This window comes from Butyricimonas muris (assembly GCF_046365375.1).
GTDB classification, from domain to species: Bacteria; Bacteroidota; Bacteroidia; order Bacteroidales; family Marinifilaceae; genus Butyricimonas; species Butyricimonas muris.
The window spans coordinates 287,058-307,168 of the sequence record NZ_JBKEIT010000008.1; the positions used below are offsets into that span (position 1 = coordinate 287,058).

A 20,111-nucleotide genomic window follows, 5' to 3' on the forward strand; every position below is an offset into this window, starting at 1 on the left:
GATGAAAATGATGAAAGTAAGAAATATAATTTTAGGAATAGCGTTTGCACTGGGATGTAGTGCGTGTAATGATTGGCTGACGGTGCAACCGGATACCATGATCGTGGAAGAGGATATGTGTACCACGGACGAGGGGGTGAAACAACTTTTGAACGGGATGTATTTGAAGATGCGAGGAACGTTGTATCACCCGGGAATGACTTTAGGCGGGGGTGATTGCTTGCCGGAGGGGTTGGCGTGTACTTGGACTCCCGCGGGGGAACGTTTGATTGCTTTAGCTGCAAGAGATTATAAGACAAAACCGAGTGTGATTAGTTTGTTGAATAATACGTTTCGCGATCTTTATGACGTGATTGCCATGGCGAATGATCTGGTGAAAAACGCGGATTTGCACAAGGGGTTGTTGACGGATTCGGTATATAATATCGGTATGGGAGAAGCGTTGGCTATCCGGGCGTTGTGTCATTTGGATTTGATCCGCCTCTGGGGACCGATGCCGGCGCACGTGGATGCCGGTAAAAATTATCTTCCTTACGTGAGGGTGAACAGTACGGCTTTGTATGATTATCTCCCTTACGAGAAGTACATGGAGTTGTTGTTTGAAGATTTGGATCGTGCGGAGGAGTTGCTGGGGGGATCTGATCCCGTGGTGAAAGTTTCGTTCGAGAGCACAGAAATGAATGGAGCGGAGTGGACATCTCGCAAAAGCAGGATTAATTACTGGGGTGTGTTGGGATTGCAGGCGCGTGCTCGCTTGTGGTATGGAGATAAAGACGAGGCGTTGCGTTATGCCCGTTTGGTGATTGACGCCAAGAATCCGGACGGGAGCACTAAAGTGCGCTTGATGAATCTTGAAGATGATTTCCCGTTGGTTGAATCTACGGTTCTGCCCGGTTTTTTTGCCCGCTCGATGACAGATGGTGCGGCTTACCCGGAACATCTGTGCGGGATGAAGTGTGACGATTGGTATACTTGGGATATTAATAAAAGTGGATGGTCCGGGGCACAGGCAAGTTTGTTTGTTGATGGCTACGAGAATGTGGAAGAGTTTAAGGCTCTCTTTGATAATAATTCGAATGATTTGCGTCAGGCTCAATTATGGCAGAGTGCGGATAGACCCAGTTGGGGTATTTTCCGGCGGAGTTTTAGAAAATACGAGCGTTTTTATAATAATCCGTCGTCTCCGTTCCCGGCTAATTTCCCAATCGTGCGTTTGTCTGAAATGTACTTGATCGTGATGGAGTGTGCCCCGCTGGCGGAGGCGAATGAGGCTTGGAAGGTGTTTAGTGCGGCGAGAGAGTTGGAATATGTGCCTTACACGGAGGCGGACCGGGGGGAACGTGTGTACAAGGAGTGGATTCGTGAGTTGATAGGTGAGGGGCAGAATTTTTATACTTATAAACGTTACGGGGTGACGAGGATGTATTTTAATCCCGTGGAGATCACGAATGAGCAATACGTGTTGCCGATACCGGAGAAGGAATTTTTGAAGTAATTTAAAAGATTAAATGATGAAACATATAATTTTAATATTGGGATTAATCGGTTTGATTGTTTCTTGTCATTACGAGAAACCGGGTTATTATGAAGGTGATAGTTACGTGCAGATGTGGAGAGGGGAGAATGCCGTGGGGGTGGATAGTGGGATGTCGGTTGTTTCTCCACAGAAAAATAATTACATAACCGTGAGTAAATCCAAGTTGCAGGATACGGCATGGTTTATCGTGCATGCCATGGGACACCCCTCTTCCGGTGCAAGACAGGTGATGTTTGAACAATATTCCGTGGGAGAAGAGAGTGGTTATCTTGAGGCGGTGCCGGATGTGAATTTTGTTCCTTTCGGGGAGCCGGGGTTGATGGAACGGATGGTGATTCCGGCTGATACCGCTTTGGCGCATATTCCTGTGGTGGTTAAGTATGACCCCTCTCCGGAGTCAGCGGGGAAGAGTTTTCATTTGTATGTTCGTCTAGTGCCGACGGAGGATTTTGGCGTGACGACATTCGGTTGGACGAGAGGATGCGTGACTTTCACGAATAGTGCATATTAAAATGATGTGATATGAAAAGATTGGTATTATCGTGTATCGGCGTGTTGGTGGCTGTAGTTGGGTTCACGCAAACGAATTTTCAGGATTTGTCGTTGGATAAAGCGTTAGATAAAGCGAAGTCAGAGAATAAACACGTGTTCGTCGATTGTTATACTTCGTGGTGCGGACCTTGCAAGATGATGGCGGAAAAGGTGCTGCCGCAGAGGGAGGTCGGGGAGTATATGAATAGCCGTTTCGTGTGTGTCAAGATTGACATGGAGAAAGGGGAAGGACCTAAATTGGCACAGAAGTACAGTGTGTCGGCTTATCCGACTTTCCTCGTGTTGAAGGCGGACGGGACGCTCGTGCATCGTGTCGTGGGTGGTACGCTTGACGGGAAAGAGTTTATCAAGAAGATTGATGCCGCTTTTGACACGAATTCTGCCGCCAATATGGATGCCGAATATATGGCCGGTAATCGTAAGTTGGATTTTTTATTACAATACACGAAGGCGTTGGTCGCTGCCGGTGATGTGGCTAAAGCGAAAGGGATAGCTTTGGATATTATTACTTCGCTGGAGGACGGGCAGAAGTGCACGGAACCTTATTGGTTTATTTACGAGGCCCCGGCTCTTTCGCCTATCGGCTCGGGTAACGTGGCTTACTTGAAAAAGCACGTGAACGAGTTCCGGAAGCACGTGGGTGCCGAGCGCGTGGATAAGCGGTTGGCGGATATGTTTGCGCTTCAACTGGAGGGGGTGTTGCGGGGACAGGATAAGAACGTGAAAGAGGAGCATATAGTCGCTTTTAAAGAGATGCTGGACACTTACAAGTTGAGCGGGCAGGATTATTTGTACGGTTATATCGATTTAATCAAGGCTTTGTACGCGCAGAACACGGATGAGATGTTGGCTGCTTGTAAAAATGTATTTCCGAAATTGCCGGATGAGAAGATCGCTTATCTGTATTTTGCCCCAATTATGAGTTTAAGGGATAAGTGGAACAAGCGGCAGGCGAAGGAGTTGATATCCTTAACCGACCGTTTGATAGAACAGGTGGAGATGTCCCAGTTGAAAAATTCGTTAGGCAATTTTAAGACCGGGGTGCTCGAGAATATTTGATTCGGTGCGTGCTATTTGAAATAACAGAATGGTTTGTACAGGTGGGGGGATTCGCGTGAAGTGGAGTCCCCCGCTGTTTTTATGTTATCGAGATATGATGAGGAATTGTTTGATAGGTTTGGTTTTGTGGGTTGTGTTGAGCGCTTGTGGCAGAGAGAAGAATACAATGTTTAAAGTTGTTTTCCCAGTGGGAGAGAAGAGAAAGGTGGAGTTGGAGACCGTGGATGGTGGACGGAGGGCGATTGCGTTCGAGGTGAAGGATTCGTTACGGGAGGGGGTTGTGGAACTTCCTTTGTCGAGGGGTGTGTTTGCCCGCTTGTGGGTGGGTGATATGCCTTACACGGTGTGGATGCGACCGGGTAAATCGTGGTGTGCGACTTTTATGTGGAATAAATGTTTGTTCGAGGGGGAGGATGTGGATGTGAACGGTTATTTGAATACTTCCCGCGGGTTGCAAATGTATTTCACGGATTATTATAGAATCCCGAACGAGGAGTTTCGGACGAAATTGGAGTTCGTGAGTTCTGAAAAGGCGAATACATTGCAGAATGCCGCATTGGATGTGGAGTTTGTAGAGCAGGAGGCGAAACGGCTTCGGTTTATTCGATATCGGCATGTGGCTTGTGGGGTGGTATATGGCGAGATAAAGGATTGGAACGAGAATTTGCGGGAGAATACCATACAGGTGTTGCGAGAGGGACTCCGGGAGGATAGTTTGTCTTGGGGGATTCCTGAATACAGGGAAATGATTGATAAGTCGTTGATGGCATTGGCTAAATTGGAGGGAGCGGGGAAGTCGGGGCATGATTTGGTGTTGGAGGTGGTGAATCGGGTTGTGGAGAATTACAAGGATAAGCGGTTGGTGGAGTATGTCGTGAACAGGAATGTACTGGAGTATGTTAAGAACGTGGGTGTGGAGAATGCAGAAGAGCTTGACCGTGTTTTTCGGGAACACGTGCGGGATACAGGATTCGTGGCGGCGTATGATAAGGTGTATGTTACCGGAAGAAAATTGATGAAAGGGCAACCTGCTGTGCCGTTTACTTTCAAGGACGTGGAGGGGAATGAGGTGAGTTTGTCGGATTTCAAGGGACGGTACGTGTATATCGATTTGTGGGCCACGTGGTGTGGACCTTGCGTGGCAGAGATTCCTCATTTGAAGAAATTGGAGGAGCATTTCCGGGGACGGAATATTTGTTTCGTGAGTATTTCCAGTGATAAGGAGCGGGAAATGTGGGAGAAGTATGTACGAGAGAGAGAAATGGAGGGGGTACAGCTTCACATGGGGAAGGATGAGAAATATATGAAGGAGATTCATTGTGAAGGGATTCCCCGCTTTTTGCTGATCGATAGGGACGGTAATTTTATAAATGCCAATATGACTCGTCCCTCGGACGTGAGGACACGGGAGGTGTTGGAAGGCTTGGAGGGGTTGTAAGATGAAACGGGTGATGCTTTGATATTTTTATGAATGTATTGTTTTGGAATATTTTGTGTATTGTATGTAACAAAAATATTTGCGATGAAAAAGATTTTATTTGTTGTTTTATTGCGTTTGCCTTATTTCGGATGGGCGCAGATGAAAGCTGAGGTATTGCCTTTGCGAGATACGGCAGAATTGAAAATAGGGGATCGTGTCCCGAAATTCGTGTTTCGTGATACGGCGAATAGGGAGATGTCTTTGAAACAATTCAAGGGGAAATATGTGGTGATCGACGTGTGGGCATCATGGTGTTATCCTTGTAAACAAGAATACCCGGCGTTGAAGAGATTGGCAGAAGAATACAAAAATAAGAAGATCGAATTTGTTGGTCTTTCTTGTGATACGAGGGAACAGAGTTGGCGGAATGAACTCTATTGGGGGAAGATGAACGGTCATCAATGGTGGATAGCGGGGGACGAATCATCCATGATCGCTTTTCGGGTATTGGCAGTACCCCGGTTGATTTTATTGGATAAAAAGGGGCGGGTGATGAATTTGAAATTACCGAAACCTTCGAGTCCGGAGTTTGAGAAGATTTTGGAGGGATTGAAAGGGATATAATATTTTTTATATCGGTAGAAAAACTGAAAATATTCTCCTCGCTTTATCATAGGTAAATGATTATTTCGTAGCTTTGAGGCTTAGTGTAGGATTATTTAGCTATGAAGAGGAGAATATCGGCATTGTTTATCTTTTTTTGTTCGTGTATTAATGTATTCGCGGGAGATACACGAGAGAAAGATTATATACTTATTTTGAACTCGATAAATTTTAACGAGGCATGGGCAAATAATTTGTATCAAGAAGTGCTGGCTGATGTTTCTTCGGAAAAGATAGAGGTTCGGGCGGAGGAGTTGTTGATACCAATGATAAAAACGCTGGAAGAGGCGGGTTTGAAGAAGGCGGATTTATCGCAGAAATACACGAAGCCGCCCAAGGCTGTCGTGTGTATAGGGGATCCCGCGTGGCTGTTGTGTCGTTCTCTGTTTGACCGGGAGTGGAAGGATGTGCCTACTGTTATTTGTTTTTCTAGGGATTCAATGCCTTCTCGATTAGAGGATTTGCTTTTGGGTGATTTGAATAATGAGGTGGAATTTGTGCCGACAGAGGAGATGATCCGTTCGTATAACGTGACAATTTTGAAGCAGCCTTCTTTTATAAAAGAGATGGTGGAGTTGATGCAAGGGTTATTGCCGGGTATGAATAAGGTCGCTTTTATTTCAGACGGGAGGTATATTAGTTCGATGATACGTAAAGAGGTGCGTCAAGTAATAAACGAGAGTTTCCCTTATCTGCAATTGGATTTGCTTTCCTCTCAAGAAATCACGACAGAGTGTCTGCTGGATTCATTGATGCTCTATGATGAACGGGTGGGAGTTATTTATTATTCTTGGTTCATGGGACGTCAGCAAGGGGATAATCGGTACTTGGGAGATAATCTCCAAAGAATAATTTATGGTTTCTCGAAGTCACCTGTTTTTACTTTGTCCGAGATGGATATGAATTCGGGAACCTTCGCGGGTGGTTATTTTATTTCTTCTTCGGTATTCGGGCAAACTGTGGTTGCCGCGGTTAAGGAAATATTGAGTGGTAAAGCTGCCCGCGATATACCGGTTCAGAACGGGGGAGAACCTCGTGCGTATCTGAATTATCATCATTTGGAGCATCACGGGGTAAAGCCGGATTTATTTCCCCAAGATGCGGTATATTATCAGATGCCATTGGATTTTTTCCAGCGCTATAAGATTTATTTCGTGATAGCTATTGCTGTAATTATTCTGTTTGGGGCTCTGATTTTAATGCGTTTTCATCTTTTGTTGCAGCGACAGAAACAAAAAACTCGCGAGTATCAATTACTTTCGCAATATCGCTGTCTCGTGGATAATATGCCTGTGATTTACGTGAGAAAACAGTTATTGACAGATAAGGAAGGACATATTTCCGATTTCATTTTCTTGGACGTGAATTCTACTTTTGAGAACGTGTTCAAAACGACACGGGAGCAGGTCGTGGGTAAACGGTTATCGGAAGCTGACGTGGATAATCAGTTGCTGGATTACATGATGGATAAGGAATCCGGACGGTTGGCTTCTTTTGTTTTCCCCGGGGAAGGCAATGAAACGCGATATTTTGATAAATTGACTTTCCCCAGTACTGAAAAAGGGGTGTGGGATGTATTTTTCATTGATCGGACGGATGAATATTTTGCTTCATTGGCTTCCCGGGAATACCAGCGGTCGTTGGAAAGATTGAACCGGCAATATGATTTGGTACTGGATGCAACCGGATTGATACCTTGGACTTGGGATCTTCGGAAACACACGGTGGAATACAATATTGCCTATATTTCAAATCAATATATTGAAGATGGGAGCGATCAGAAAATAATGTCGGAAGCGGATAGCCAGTCGCGAGTGCATCCGGATGATCGAGAACTGATTCAGAAGGCGTATGACGATTTGCTAGAGGGACGGGTGGATGTGATAAAAGAAGAGTATCGGGCTTCATTTTCCATCAAGGACCCGGTTTATTATTGGTTCGAGAGTTTTGTTATCGTGGGGGAACGGGATGAATCCGGTCGACCGAGCATGTTAGTGGGAGGTTCTATAATCATTGATGACCGCAAGAAATTGGAAATGGATCTCGTGAAGGCGAAAGAACAGGCAGAAATCTCGAACCATTTGAAATCGGCCTTTTTGGCTAATATGAGTCACGAGATTCGTACTCCGTTGAATGCTATTGTCGGGTTCTCGAACGTGTTGGCGGAAACCGTGGACGAAGAAGAGAAAAAAGAATATATACAGATTATAGAGAGTAATAATACCCTGTTGTTGCAACTGATTGGGGATATTCTCGATTTGTCAAAGATAGAGGCGGGGGTATTCGAGTTCGTTTATTCTAAGGTAAATCTTAACTTGTTACTGGTAGAAATGGAACAAACAGCCCGGTTACGCCTGAAGAATGATGCGGTGTCCGTTGAATTCACGGAACGCCTGCCGGAATGTACGATTTATTCGGATGCCAACAGATTGATGCAGGTTATGAATAATTTGATCACGAACGCGATAAAGTTTACCAAAAAAGGATATATCCGTTTTGGGTATAGAATGTTGGACGATGAGAAAATCTATTTCTTTGTTTCCGATACCGGCTGTGGGATTCCTGCCGATAAAACGCGAGAAGTGTTCGGGCGTTTCGTCAAGTTGAATCCCTTCCAACAAGGTACGGGATTGGGACTTTCCATTTGCGAGAGTATCGTGGTAAGACTGGGTGGGGAAATCGGGGTGAACTCGGTAGAAGGCGAAGGTTCTACATTTTGGTTTACATTGCCGAAAAATTCTTGTTAAAAGTATTCCAAGAATAGATGAAAAATCAATATTTTATTTACATTTGACCAATATTAAGCTATTGTGCCGTGCGTGAAATTGGAGACGTGAATGAATATTTGGTCAACGGGTTGAGAAATCAATCGCATGAGGTCTTCGAGGTAATCTTTAAAACCTATTATCCCAGCCTCTACAGGTTGGCTTATGCCTATTTGATGAGCAAGAATTTAGCCGAGGATATGGTGCAGGATACTTTCGTGTCCCTTTGGGCTGCCGCACCCTCGTTGCCCGTTGATACCCGTTTGAAAAGCTATCTCTATTCATCCGTGAAACATGGCTGCCTTGATTATATAAAACATCTGCAAGTGATTGATGCCAACAAGGAGAAATTGGCTGAGGCTTTGATTTTTTCCGGTACGGTGGAGTACGAGGATAATCAAGAATTACTGGACAAGGTAAAACAATGTATGCAAGGATTGCCGGAACAGCAGAGAAAAGTGTTGGAATTGAAGGTTTTCCAAAAAATGAATTACAAGGAAATCGCACGAGAACTGGATATTACGGAAGAATCCGTTCATACCTATGTTAAAAGAGCGTACAAATATTTGCGCGAATCCGTGCCTTATAAAGTTTTGATGATTCTTTTCTGTTGATGCTTATTTTTCCAAATGCTATTTTTTGGGGTGTTATTTTAAAAATATTCACTATATTCGTACCCGAAAAGGCATCGAATATAGATAATCTACCGATAAATGAATATGTGAGAACAAAGCACTTGGATATTCACGTGAAGAGTTTGCACAGAAAGGGGGTGTATCATGACCAGAGAACAAGAATTATTATCCTTATTGGCTCAATTTAAGGAGTTGGGTATCGATAAACAGATAGATTACAATAAATTCTATCTGTATTCTCTTATTACCCATTCGACGGCTATTGAAGGTTCAACAGTCACTGAGATTGAAAACCAACTTCTATTTGACGAAGGTATTAGTGCCAAAGGTCGCTCAATGGCTGAGTTATTGATGAATTTAGACCTCAAAGCGGCATACGAGCAATCGATAGACTTTGCAAAGAGCCATAGCGATATTACGGTTGCGATGCTTAAGAAGCTATCTTCTATCGTTTTGAAAAATACAGGGACAACTTATCAAACTGCTTTAGGTGAATTTTCGTCAGCCAATGGAGAGCTGCGTTTACTGAATGTTACGGCAGGAGCCGGGGGGTATTCCTATATGAATTATTCAAAGGTGCCTACAAAGCTTGCGGAACTTTGTGAAAGTATAAATCAGAGACGAAAAACTCTATCAAAGGCGAATGTTATTGAGTGCTACAAATTGAGCTTTGATGCTCACTTTGATTTGGTAACTATTCATCCGTGGGCTGACGGTAATGGCAGGATGTCTCGTTTATTAATGAATCAGTTACAGTTTGAATTTGAGATTATCCCGACAAATATCAATAAAGAGCGTAAAGCTGAATACATTGAAGCTCTTATTGCTACGCGTGAGAATGATAATATTGAATTGTTCCGTAACTTTATGTTTGATGAACATATCCACAATCTTGAACAAACAATTCGTAATTATCAGGGTTCAATAGAGAACGAAGGTATAGAATCTCGTTCCGATGTCGGTATAAATGTCGGTATAAATGTCGGTATAAATGTCGGTATAAACGAACAACGTGCATTAGAACTTATTCGAATTAATAGTCGAATAACTGCGAAAGAAGTTGCAGGAGCGCTCTCGGTTTCTTTACGACAAGGTGAGCGCATTATGGCGACGTTAAAAGAGAAAGGTCTCATTAGGCGTATCGGCTCTAATAAGTCAGGGCATTGGGAGGTAGTTTTATTTTTTTAGCCAAAATTTTTTGCTCTGCTTGTAGCTTTTGAAATTAATTTGAAAAAAAAGTTGGTGAATTTTGTCCCCCGGTTTCAAAGTGTGTCGTCTTATACATGTAAAGCAAATGATGAATCATGGAAATCGAGTGGGAAAAAATAAAGCGAATGGCTCTCGATGAATCTTCCGAGCGGGAAAAGCAGGAAGTGTCGGAATGGCAAGGGGGGGACAAAGAACGAGAACGCTTTTGCAAAGATGCCGAGGCTTTCTACCGGGAGGGGCAGGAGGTGAATGACCTGTCCCGGGAGGAAATTGAAAGGGCTTGGCTTGCAGTGAGGCAGCGGACACGGAAGCGTCGGTTTATATCTCGCCGTGTGATGGGATGGATTGCCGGGGCAGCTGTTGTTGTCGGGGTATTTTTCGGTGTCCGTTTGATGATGGATGGAGAACCGAAAGTATCACCAATGGTTAAGATGACTAAGACAGAGGGGGTTCGCTTGGTGTTGTCTGATGGTACAACTCATGTCGTGAAGACGGGTGAAAATATTACCTTGAAGGTGCCGGGTTTCGAGGTGAAGAACAATGGATTGAAGCAGTTGGAACAAAAGCAGGTGCTAGAGTCTGATAAGAAAGAGATAACCTATAGTGAAGTGATTGTTCCCCGGGGAGCGGAATACCAGTTGACTCTGGCAGACGGTACGCGGGTGATATTAAATTCGGCATCCAGAATTCGTTTCCCCGATGAATTCCAACCAGACGAACGTAGGGTATATTTGCAGGGTGAGGCGTATTTTCAAGTTGCTCGTGACGAAAACTGTCCTTTTCTGGTGGAGGCGGCAGCGGTAACGGTAAAAGTGTTGGGAACGGAATTCAACGTGAATGCTTACCGGGGAGATGATGTTTCAACGACATTGGTTACAGGGCGAGTGAGCGTGGCGGCGGGCTCGGATTCTTTGATATTGAATCCCGGTCAGCAGTGTGTGGCGGGTGGCGGTGCTCTGACTGTACGAGAGGCTGATTTGGTGTCAGTGCTGGCATGGAAGAACGGGGAATTCGTGTTCAAGGATGTGACCTTGGAAGATATGATGAATGAGCTTTCCCGTTGGTATGATATGGAAGTGGAGTACGAATCGGAGCATTTGAAAACCGATCGTTATTATATATACGTGGAGCGGAGCAAGACACTGGAGGAGGTATTGGATAAAGTGGTTTTGACCGGAAAAATAAAATACAAAATACATGGAAAGAAAGTGATTGTAGGACAGCAATAAAAAAAGCAAAAGATGCGCACACATCTCTCGCTTTTAAGGCTGAATTATTCATTAAATAAATTCAAGTACAAAGTTATGCAAAAAAATCGACGAAAATGGTTTGGGACGAGCCCAAACAGAAAATTTATTTTGCTATTGCAAACTATTTTTCTAATCGGCGGGTTGTTATGCGGTGGCAATACCCGTGTATGGGGGCAGGCTGTGCCCAAAGTCAGCCTTGATCTGAAACATGCAACATTCGTGAAAGTTATCGAGAGTTTGCGTCAACAGACGGGATACGAGTTCGTGTTTAACGCTCCGGATGTGGAGCACGTGAAGGATGTGTCGCTTTCGTTGAAAGATGTTTCGTTACGGACAGCGATGGATTCGTTGTTGCAAGGGAAAGGCTTGGCGTATAGTATCACGGGGCAGACGGTGGTTATAAAGAAACAAGCGAAGACTCAATCGGAAGTAAAGATGCTACAAGTCAGCGGTCGTATTGTGGATGAAAAGGGAAATCCAGTAGCCGGGGCTACCGTTGTGATCGTGGGAACGACACAGGGGGTTGCTTCTGATGCTGAAGGTCAATATATCATTGCCGCCAAGCCAGACGATGTATTGAGGGTTTCCTTCATCGGGTATGAAACAAAAGTTGTTGAAATCAAGGGGAAGGAAAAATTGAATATTCGTTTGGTTCCCACAGAGGAGAACCTTGAGGAAGTTCAAGTAGTTGCTTTTGGTACACAGAAAAAAGAGAGTGTGGTTTCGGCAATCACGACAGTGCGTCCGATGGATTTGAAATCATCTAGTAGCGACTTAACAACTGCTTTAACCGGTAAAATTTCTGGAATCATTGGTTGGCAGACTGGGGGACTCCCGGGTGCTTTGACTGAGGAGGAAATGAACACGAAATTCTACATTCGTGGAGTTAGTTCTTCCAATGGGGTGTCCGAGCCTTTAGTATTGATAGATGGGGTAGAATCTTCCCGTTTGGATTTGGCTCGTATGGTGCCAGAAGATATCGAGAGCTTTTCCGTGTTGAAAGATGCTTCAGCAACGGCGATGTATGGTGCCCGGGGTGCGAACGGTGTGATCTTGGTAACCACGAAAAAAGGTGAAGCGGGGAGTGTTTACACTTCAGTACGTTACGAGGCGGTAATGTCTCAACCGACGGATGAAATTGAAGTAGTTGATGCAAAGACCTATATGCGTATGTATAACGAGGCTTTGTTAGCTCGTAATCCGGGTGCAACGCCTGCTTATTCCTTGATGAAAATTGAGCGCACGGGGGATCCTCGTTATCCGTCGTATGTGTATCCCGCCAACGATTGGTATGACATTCTGTTCAAGAATTTCTCGATTAATCATCGTGCTGGTATTAATGTACGTGGAGGTTCGGAAGTGATGCAATACTATGCGTCTATTAACTACGTGAACGATCAAGGTATGTTAAATACTGATAAATTGAACCAGTTTGATGTGAATATCAAGAATTCCACTCTTTCTTCCCGCCTTAATTTGAACGTGGACTTGAGTGCCGGTATTTGTTTGCTGGTAAATACGTCGTACACGTACGACAAGTACCATGGTCCCATGCAAGACATGACCTCGGCGTATCAGTTGGCGTTTAATGCTTCACCCGTGGATTTTGCGGTGACTTATCCTGCTGACGAGGGCCATAACTGGCCTCACTTGCTTTTTGGTAGTATGCGTCAGAATGGCAATCTTGCCAATAATCCTTATGCATCCATACAAAGTGGTTATAACGACCGTAGTCGTTTTAGTTTAACCAGTCGCATGGAATATATCCATAACCTCTCTTCACTCGTGAAGGGATTGGAGTTGCGGGCGAGTGTTTCTTTCTCAAAGTCCGGTTACGAGTATAATATATTTGCAAATAACCCTTTTTATTATTACTTGGACTTGGAAAATGGCGGGTATGATTTTGAAAAAGACGTGCATACCTTAACGGCATTGAATCCCACGGAGGGTAACCGGACATTGCGGAAGCCGGCGAGTGGTAACAATCAAGGTATGTCATCCTCGACACAGTGGGTTTACGAGGGAAGATTGCTGCACACTGCAGCATGGGGTGATCACCAAACTTCACTGACCGCAGTATTCCAGGCACAACAAGGAAATTCGATGCCTGCGTACGAACTTTTTGATAGTTTCGAGACACGTAATTTGAGTTTCTCGATGCGTGGTTCTTACGGTTATTTGGATCGTTATTTCGTGGAAGCTAGTTTTGGTTACAATGGTTCAGAGCGTTTCACCAAGAACAATCGAATGGGCTTTTTCCCGGCAGTGGGAGGTGCGTGGGTTGTGTCGAAGGAGAATTTCATGCAAAATATTAGTAATTGGTTCTCTTTTATGAAGTTTCGTGTTTCATGGGGAAAAGTGGGAAATGACGGTATTATTAAAACACCGCGCTTCGTTTATATGCCGGAAATTAAAACGGCACAATTAGGTAATAAAGATCCTCGTCCCGGGAAAGATGAGTCCTTTGAGCGTAAGAAAGTTGAGAATTATGGCGATCCGGATGTGAAATGGGAAATAGCTGAGCAAATTAATCTTGGTTTGGAAACCCGTTTTTTCAAGGATGTTTTGGAAATTAATGCTGATTTTTATCAGGAAGTGCGCCATAATATTATCGAGAGCAGGGTGACAATACCCGCTCAGGCAGGAGTAGAGGTTAACCCGTTGGATAATATCGGGAAAGTGCGCTCTCGTGGTATAGATTTGTCTGCTAAAGTTCAACATGCTTTCTCCAAAGATCTTTGGGTTATTTTGAATGGAACCTTAACGTACAGTAAAGCTGTTTACAAGGATTTGGAAGAACCGGTAGATAGACCGTGGTATCAATTGAAGAATGGGCACGAGATTTCCCAACCGGTGGGATATATCGCCGAGGGATTGTTCCGAGATCAAGCGGAAATAGATGCTTCGCCTCAAGCAAGTACCGGGGTGATGCCCGGGGATATTCGGTATCGTGATGTCAACCGAGATGGTGTTATTGATATTGAGGATGCCGTGCGTATCGGTTTCCCGGAAACTCCGCGCTTGGTGTACGGGTTCAGTGGTTTCATCAATTACAAGAATTTTGAGTTTAACTTCGCTTTTCAAGGATCCGGTAAACGAGGGTTCTTCATAAACCCGAAAGCGTTGTCTCCGTTCGTGAGCAATCATGCCATGCTGAAGGAAATTTACGAGAGTCACTGGACGGAAAAAACGACAGATAATTACCCGTTTTGGCCTCGTCTTTCAGTGACTAATATCGTGGATTACAATAAGCAGGAAGATTGGTACGCGAATGAAACGGATGTACGTAAGTCTACTTATTTTATGCGAGAATGTCGTTTCTTGCGTTGTACTTCTTTAGAATTGGCTTATAATTTACCCGGGGATTTAAACAAGAAATTACGTTTGCAGAATATGAAATTTTTTGCCCGGGTGAATAATCCGTTTTTGATTTCCAATTTTAAAACTTGGGATGTGGAATTGGGAGAGAATGGTTTCAACTATCCGATTCAAAAAACTTATGCCATCGGATTGAATTTTAGTTTCTAATATTTGATAATAAGAATAAAATGAAAAGACGAATATTACTTTATTGGGCACTCCCGCTTTTCTTTCTTGCGTCCTGTGATAGTTGGTTAGACGTGGTACCAGAAAACGATATCGCAACTATTGACACCGATTTTGAAACGTATGCGGGTGCCGATGATTGGTTGAAAAGCTGCTATTTGTTTTTGCAGGACCCCATGAACCCGTACAATAATGTTGCTTTTTGGGCGACAGACGAAATGGTGGCGGATAACTATTTCAGAAACTCGACCAATCATCCGGATGGTATTGATATTCTGAAAGGGATGCAAAGTGTTCTTGCTCCTCTCGATGATAAATGGTATGATAAGAAATTTTCTGGTAATACCTCTTATCGATTTGATTATTACACGGCAATAGTGATGTGCAATCATTTCATCACTCGCATTGACAACGTGTATAATTTGTCGGATAACGATAAAGAGTTATGGAAAGCCGAGGTGATAGCGGTGAAAGCGTATTACTATTTTGAATTAGTACGTCGTTACGGTCCTGTTATTATTGTACCGGAAGACCTTGATCCGAACGCAGACGTGGAATCATTGAAATACCCGCGTAGTCACGTGGATACTTGTTTCAATTATATCGTTCGTCTTTGTGATGAAGCCGCTAAAGTGTTGCCCCCGGGCAGCATGAAGGCAAGTGACCGTCGAGCTTATTTTAACAAAGAAGCTGCGCTGGCTCTTAAAATGCGGACGTTGCTTTATGCGGCTTCCCCGTTATTTAACGGTAATACAGATTATGCGAATTTCGTGAATAAAAATGGGGAGCCCCTGTTCTCCGTAACAGTTGAAAAAGCGAAATGGGAACGGGCTGCCAACGCTGCCAAAGAGTTGATAGCTTTGGTGGATGAAGTCGGTGGTGTATCATTAGTCGAGGGAAGTGTGGCAAACACGAGTTTGCAATCCAAGATGCTCGATATAGAAAACTCCGTGCACACTTATAATTTTATGAATGATGAGGTTTTGTGGATGGTGAAGTATCCTATTATGGGTAGCTCGTTGTTGGGATATGCCCTGCCTGCTTATGATGATGCTTCGAGTCATTCCTTGCAAGGAACTTGTTTTGCTCCCACGTTGAAGATGGTTGAGATGTTCTATACCGAGAATGGTCTGCCTATTGATCAGGATTTGAGATGGGTGGGAGCAGGTAATCCTTATGCGCTTGATAAAGAAAGTGATCCTAAATACACGGATGTGGTTTCTTTTGATGAACCGGTATTGAATTTGCATCGTCGTCGTGAACCTCGTTTTTATGCTAATATTGTTGCTGATCGCTGTTATTGGCGATTGGGTTCTGCGGACGAGAATTTGCATTTGGTAGAAGCTTATCAAGGGGAAGATTTCGGTTTGCAAGCAAAACGTTTAAATGCCTTGGAGCCACAGAATATTACCGGTTATTGGATGAAAAAGTGGTGTGATTCGAGGGGAAATTTGGCTGTTCACGAGGGAGAATTGCAGAGCTTCGGGACGACACCCTATCCGGTATTCCGGTTAGCCGAGGTGTATTTGGCGGCGGCAGAAGCGTTGAATGAGTGTGATGCTCCGTTTGCGGAAGTTTACAAATATCTGAACGTGATTCGGACACGTGCTGGTATTCCGGACGTGGAGGTGGCATGGAGAAATGCCCGGAACCCGGGATTGGTGCAAGACCGGAGCGGTTTACGTGAGATTATTCGTCGGGAGTGGAATATAGAGTTTGCTTTCGAGGGTTATCGTTTTTGGAATGTTCGTCGTTGGAAAATTGCCAATGTAGAGTTGAACGAGCAAGCGTTTGGTTGGAACGTGTTGGGTAATAATGCCAATACTTTCTATAATAATGGCAGACCGATGGTCGTTTATTCGGGAAACAAATTTGTGGCTCCTCGTGATTATTTCTGGCCTATCCGGAGTGAAGAGGTACAAAGGGCGGGATGCGTGCAGAACATAGGATGGTAATATGAATTATGGAATGATAAATCAAAGATTATGAGAAGTATATTATTGATAGTACTATTGATGTGTGGTTTTATCGCCTGTGATGACAATGAAGTCACGTTCGATGTACCGGTGGACTTTCAGCATCTTGCTTTTGAACCGGTGCCGGGTGGAGCTATTATGCGTTATAAATTACCCTCGAATTTGGATGTATTTGGGGTGAGAGTGCGTTACAACGATGCTTTTGGGAAAGAGTTATATAAAGATGGTTCTTACCTCACCGATTCTTTGTTGTTAGGTGGATTCACGGAAGCACGATCGGAAGTGCCTGTGCGGTTGAGTTTCTTTAATCGTGATATGGTAGAGTCTGCTTTTATTGAAAAAAACTTTAGCACGAAACCGGCTGCTACCGTGTCGATTTTCGATAATTTGGAAATCAATCCGTTCTGGGGTGGTTTTAACGTGACCTACCAGAGTCCCAAAACGGTGGATGGTACGATTCACGTGTTTTACATTGGGATGAATCCTACCACAAAACAATTGGATTCCATTTTGATGGGAAGTTATCCTATCGTGGAAGGTGGAGATACGTTGAATTTTGAATTAAACCAAAAGGTCGATCGTTTGGATGTGGTGGTGAGGACCGATGATTACGAGGGACATCGCGTGAAATTAGTCGTTAAAGAAGATGTACCGAACCTCTTGATGGATACGTTGTCTTACGAGGCAGGTGATTTTAGTTTTGAATTCACGGGAGATATAGTGGAGAATGAGCAGTATGGTTTTAGTGAAAAGTATCTTTTTGACGGTAAGAAAAAAGGCGAGGGGTATCGTTCACATATTTTGAAAGGTGAAAACCGAGTGTATGACACGTTTATGGCGGGACCTTATGCTTATAGTGAACGCTTTATTTTTGATTTTGGTACACCGCAAGTGCCGGCAGCCCTTTATGTCTACGCTTTCTTGAATTTAGGTAATTATTACCCGCAACCGGGGAGTGGAGTGCTTGGAGAGTTGTGGTGTGGTAACTACCAAAGTCGTTTACCGAGTAAAGCAAAGGTGTATGGCGTGAAAGCGGGCGAAAACCCGAATACGGTTGATTTGAGTGCTTGCACGTTGCTCTGCGATTTTAAGGAGGATTATACATTCAATTATTGGAAAAATTATTCTTGGTGTAAAAATACGGATAACATTTATGGGAGCGGTGAACGTTGTGATGCCTTGACAGATGCGGAGTATGCTACCAAGGATCCCATCGTGCTAAGATTGATGTGCAACTACACTAAAGAGGAATTCCAGTATCTAATACTTGTGGTGGAGGATACTTATCGTTCGAATCGTTATAATGCTGATTGGAACGAAAATACAAAGGAGTATGTCACATTTGACGAGATCGATGTAGTGGTACAAGCTAAAACAGAAAAGGAGTAATAATTATGAGAAAATACGCAATTTATGCGCTCGGTATGCTGTTTGCATTTTTTACCGGGAGTTGCAACGAGAGTTTGGAAGATACATATGACGAATTTACCAAGGGAGGAATGATTCGTTATGTGGGTAGATGTTCGAACGTGCAGGTGAAGGCCGGCTGGGAGCGTTTACAAGTGATTTGGAAAAATCATGCTGATGCTGGAATTGAACGGGTGAAAGTTACTTGGCAGTCAGAAAACGAAACGATTCCCGAGGTGCGTTATATCGAGCGTGCGGAGCTGAACCACGAGGGAGATTTGATGGATACCATTTACCTTGAAGGATTGGGTAATTCTATGTACACGGTACGGGTGTGTAATGTGGTTGCCGACGATTCAGAGTCTTTGATTGAGGAAAAGTACGGGCGTCCTTACACGTTTGCTCACGAGGATTTGGGAACTTTCACGCGGGGGATTTCATTCTTTAGCCGTTTGGGAGACAAATTGGCAATCGTGCTTGATCGAGATAACGAGAATATCAGGGAATTGGAATTGTGCTATCACGTTGAAGGAAAAGATGAAGTGTGCAGATGGAACATCAAGGAGCACATGGATGATACGTTATCGTACGTGAGGGGTGGATGGGAACTGATTGAGGAGCCCGATAATATGTTTCTTTTGCCTGTGGGGTCGGGAGAAAAAATTGATTTTACGAAGCCGTTATTCATTGAGCGAAGAGGATTGTTGAGTGGTTGCGTGGATACGATTAAATTCGAGCCGATGAATTTGAATTTCGAGGAGAGATTGTGGTCCACGGAGTTCGCTCAATTGATGTTGAAACTTTATGGTAATGGTTGGGAAGAAAAGATGAATGAGGTAGAAATCGTGGAATTGGATTATAATTTTACTTCTTTCCTAGATTTGTTGTATCTCCCGAATCTGAAAAAAGTTATTTTGGGTAAAAACCGTTATATGCAACCCTCTTTCGTGCGTTCGTTCACGAGCACGACGGATAAATATGTGGCTTGTGTAACGTTGGCGTTTTTGCAGGCTATACGCCCAGGGTTTTCTGTGGAACATTACAATAATCATTACTTTGTTTCTGCTGATTACGAGGCTTATAACAGTGTTGATAAATTTAAAGAACTCGGAAAGATTATGGTGAACGAGTTGGGGACGACTAACTTGAATGCAAAACCGACCTACGAGTCGTGTGATACCACGGGGTGGAAAGTGACTTGCTCTGATACTCTTTGCAATGGTTACGCTGATAATGGTGCGGCTTGGTTGCTTTATGATGCCAAACTTCACTTCGAGAACGATTGGGATGAATGGGACGAGGAGGTTTATTTTGAACCAAGGTGGACATTGGGAGCCAGTATTGTTACCGTGACCTACGATATGGGAAGAGATAAACCGCAAATAGTGAGAGGTTTCAAGGTGAAACAGCCTGAACGGAATCAGAAAGATGACTCGAAATACTTGTTGTCATCCTTGATGATAGAATTTTCTAATGATGGTTACTCTTGGACAAAAGCCACTTATACGGACGGTAGTGCTATTATTGGTAACTCTCCCGCCGAGGAGACCTATATTGTCGTACCTGAAGACTTGTGTAGAGAACCCGTGCGTTATATCCGCTTGACCATGAGTACTCACAAGGTGGACGATCAGGGAGCCTATAATTTGCGTCTTGGTAAATTTATTCCGCTTTCTAAATTGAATTTTTAATATTCTATCCTCTCCTGCTTGTGGCAGGCGGGAGAGGTGATGTTTACTACACGTTGAAACAAGATGTGTTTCCCGTGTTGGCGGGGAGTTTCTTTTCTTGACGAGAATAGAATAAAAGAGAGTTGTATTTTAATAGAATTATGAGAAAAATTTTATTTTTAATTGGTTTGGCGATGCTTTCCGCATTCGCTTGTAGAGCGCAGGATAGCTACCGAATCAGTGGCAAGGTGAGCGGGATGACAGACGGGCCTCTTCTGTTAATCGCTAACGAACGGGAGAAGCCCGATACGCTGGGTTCCGTGACGGTTAAAAACGGCGTTTTTGTCTTCACTGGCAAGGTGAACGCTCCCGTGGCGGCTTACCTCGCTCCTTCTGACGGGAACGGCATGATACCGTTGATT

The 20,111-nt window shown here is 43.9% G+C and carries 14 protein-coding genes; all 14 read left to right on the forward strand.

Annotation, left to right across the window (positions count from 1 at the left end; genetic code table 11):
* The first annotated feature begins 7 nt into the window (after nt 1–7).
* Complete coding sequence (locus ACK8P8_RS14760; protein ID WP_369860308.1) at nt 8–1,495, forward strand: RagB/SusD family nutrient uptake outer membrane protein; 1,488 nt, start codon at nt 8–10, stop codon at nt 1,493–1,495.
* Between the two features lie 16 nt (nt 1,496–1,511).
* On the forward strand, nt 1,512–2,048 hold the full coding sequence (locus ACK8P8_RS14765) for a DUF4843 domain-containing protein (protein WP_410026009.1): 537 nt from the start codon (nt 1,512–1,514) through the stop codon (nt 2,046–2,048).
* A gap of 11 nt (nt 2,049–2,059) precedes the next feature.
* Nucleotides 2,060–3,148 (forward strand): thioredoxin family protein, encoded by a 1,089-nt coding sequence (locus tag ACK8P8_RS14770; RefSeq protein WP_369860305.1) that lies wholly within the window; start codon nt 2,060–2,062, stop codon nt 3,146–3,148.
* Nucleotides 3,149–3,242: 94 nt separating this feature from the next.
* Nucleotides 3,243–4,586: a TlpA family protein disulfide reductase gene (locus ACK8P8_RS14775; protein ID WP_369860304.1), complete on the forward strand. Its 1,344-nt coding sequence runs from the start codon at nt 3,243–3,245 to the stop codon at nt 4,584–4,586.
* A gap of 84 nt (nt 4,587–4,670) precedes the next feature.
* On the forward strand, nt 4,671–5,192 hold the full coding sequence (locus ACK8P8_RS14780) for a TlpA family protein disulfide reductase (RefSeq protein WP_369860303.1): 522 nt from the start codon (nt 4,671–4,673) through the stop codon (nt 5,190–5,192).
* Between the two features lie 101 nt (nt 5,193–5,293).
* A complete protein-coding gene (locus ACK8P8_RS14785; RefSeq protein ID WP_369860302.1) occupies nt 5,294–7,978 on the forward strand; it encodes a sensor histidine kinase in 2,685 nt (894 codons plus the stop codon).
* A gap of 68 nt (nt 7,979–8,046) precedes the next feature.
* Nucleotides 8,047–8,610: an RNA polymerase sigma factor gene (locus ACK8P8_RS14790; protein WP_369860301.1), complete on the forward strand. Its 564-nt coding sequence runs from the start codon at nt 8,047–8,049 to the stop codon at nt 8,608–8,610.
* Between the two features lie 165 nt (nt 8,611–8,775).
* Nucleotides 8,776–9,819, forward strand: coding sequence for a Fic family protein (locus ACK8P8_RS14795; RefSeq protein ID WP_369860300.1), 1,044 nt, complete (start codon nt 8,776–8,778; stop codon nt 9,817–9,819).
* A 116-nt stretch (nt 9,820–9,935) separates the two neighbouring features.
* Nucleotides 9,936–11,069 (forward strand): FecR family protein, encoded by a 1,134-nt coding sequence (locus tag ACK8P8_RS14800; protein WP_369860299.1) that lies wholly within the window; start codon nt 9,936–9,938, stop codon nt 11,067–11,069.
* Nucleotides 11,070–11,144: 75 nt separating this feature from the next.
* Nucleotides 11,145–14,618 carry a TonB-dependent receptor gene (locus tag ACK8P8_RS14805; RefSeq protein ID WP_369860298.1) on the forward strand — a complete coding sequence of 1,158 codons (3,474 nt, stop codon included), beginning with the start codon at nt 11,145–11,147 and terminating at the stop codon, nt 14,616–14,618.
* Between the two features lie 20 nt (nt 14,619–14,638).
* Nucleotides 14,639–16,591 (forward strand): RagB/SusD family nutrient uptake outer membrane protein, encoded by a 1,953-nt coding sequence (locus tag ACK8P8_RS14810; protein WP_227216618.1) that lies wholly within the window; start codon nt 14,639–14,641, stop codon nt 16,589–16,591.
* Between the two features lie 30 nt (nt 16,592–16,621).
* Nucleotides 16,622–18,001 carry a DUF4959 domain-containing protein gene (locus tag ACK8P8_RS14815; RefSeq protein ID WP_227216619.1) on the forward strand — a complete coding sequence of 460 codons (1,380 nt, stop codon included), beginning with the start codon at nt 16,622–16,624 and terminating at the stop codon, nt 17,999–18,001.
* 5 nt (nt 18,002–18,006) lie between these two features.
* Nucleotides 18,007–19,710, forward strand: coding sequence for a DUF4998 domain-containing protein (locus tag ACK8P8_RS14820; protein WP_369860297.1), 1,704 nt, complete (start codon nt 18,007–18,009; stop codon nt 19,708–19,710).
* Nucleotides 19,711–19,850: 140 nt separating this feature from the next.
* On the forward strand, nt 19,851–20,111 hold a 261-nt coding region (locus tag ACK8P8_RS14825; RefSeq protein ID WP_410026011.1), incomplete at its 3' end, for a DUF4369 domain-containing protein.

Coding starts and splice junctions, on each gene's coding strand:
- ACK8P8_RS14760 (WP_369860308.1), top strand. CDS start 8: ATGATGAAAGTAAGAAATATAATTTTAGGAATAGCGTTTGCACTGGGA.
- ACK8P8_RS14765 (WP_410026009.1), top strand. CDS start 1,512: ATGAAACATATAATTTTAATATTGGGATTAATCGGTTTGATTGTTTCT.
- ACK8P8_RS14770 (WP_369860305.1), top strand. CDS start 2,060: ATGAAAAGATTGGTATTATCGTGTATCGGCGTGTTGGTGGCTGTAGTT.
- ACK8P8_RS14775 (WP_369860304.1), top strand. CDS start 3,243: ATGATGAGGAATTGTTTGATAGGTTTGGTTTTGTGGGTTGTGTTGAGC.
- ACK8P8_RS14780 (WP_369860303.1), top strand. CDS start 4,671: ATGAAAAAGATTTTATTTGTTGTTTTATTGCGTTTGCCTTATTTCGGA.
- ACK8P8_RS14785 (WP_369860302.1), top strand. CDS start 5,294: ATGAAGAGGAGAATATCGGCATTGTTTATCTTTTTTTGTTCGTGTATT.
- ACK8P8_RS14795 (WP_369860300.1), top strand. CDS start 8,776: ATGACCAGAGAACAAGAATTATTATCCTTATTGGCTCAATTTAAGGAG.
- ACK8P8_RS14800 (WP_369860299.1), top strand. CDS start 9,936: ATGGAAATCGAGTGGGAAAAAATAAAGCGAATGGCTCTCGATGAATCT.
- ACK8P8_RS14805 (WP_369860298.1), top strand. CDS start 11,145: ATGCAAAAAAATCGACGAAAATGGTTTGGGACGAGCCCAAACAGAAAA.
- ACK8P8_RS14810 (WP_227216618.1), top strand. CDS start 14,639: ATGAAAAGACGAATATTACTTTATTGGGCACTCCCGCTTTTCTTTCTT.
- ACK8P8_RS14815 (WP_227216619.1), top strand. CDS start 16,622: ATGAGAAGTATATTATTGATAGTACTATTGATGTGTGGTTTTATCGCC.
- ACK8P8_RS14820 (WP_369860297.1), top strand. CDS start 18,007: ATGAGAAAATACGCAATTTATGCGCTCGGTATGCTGTTTGCATTTTTT.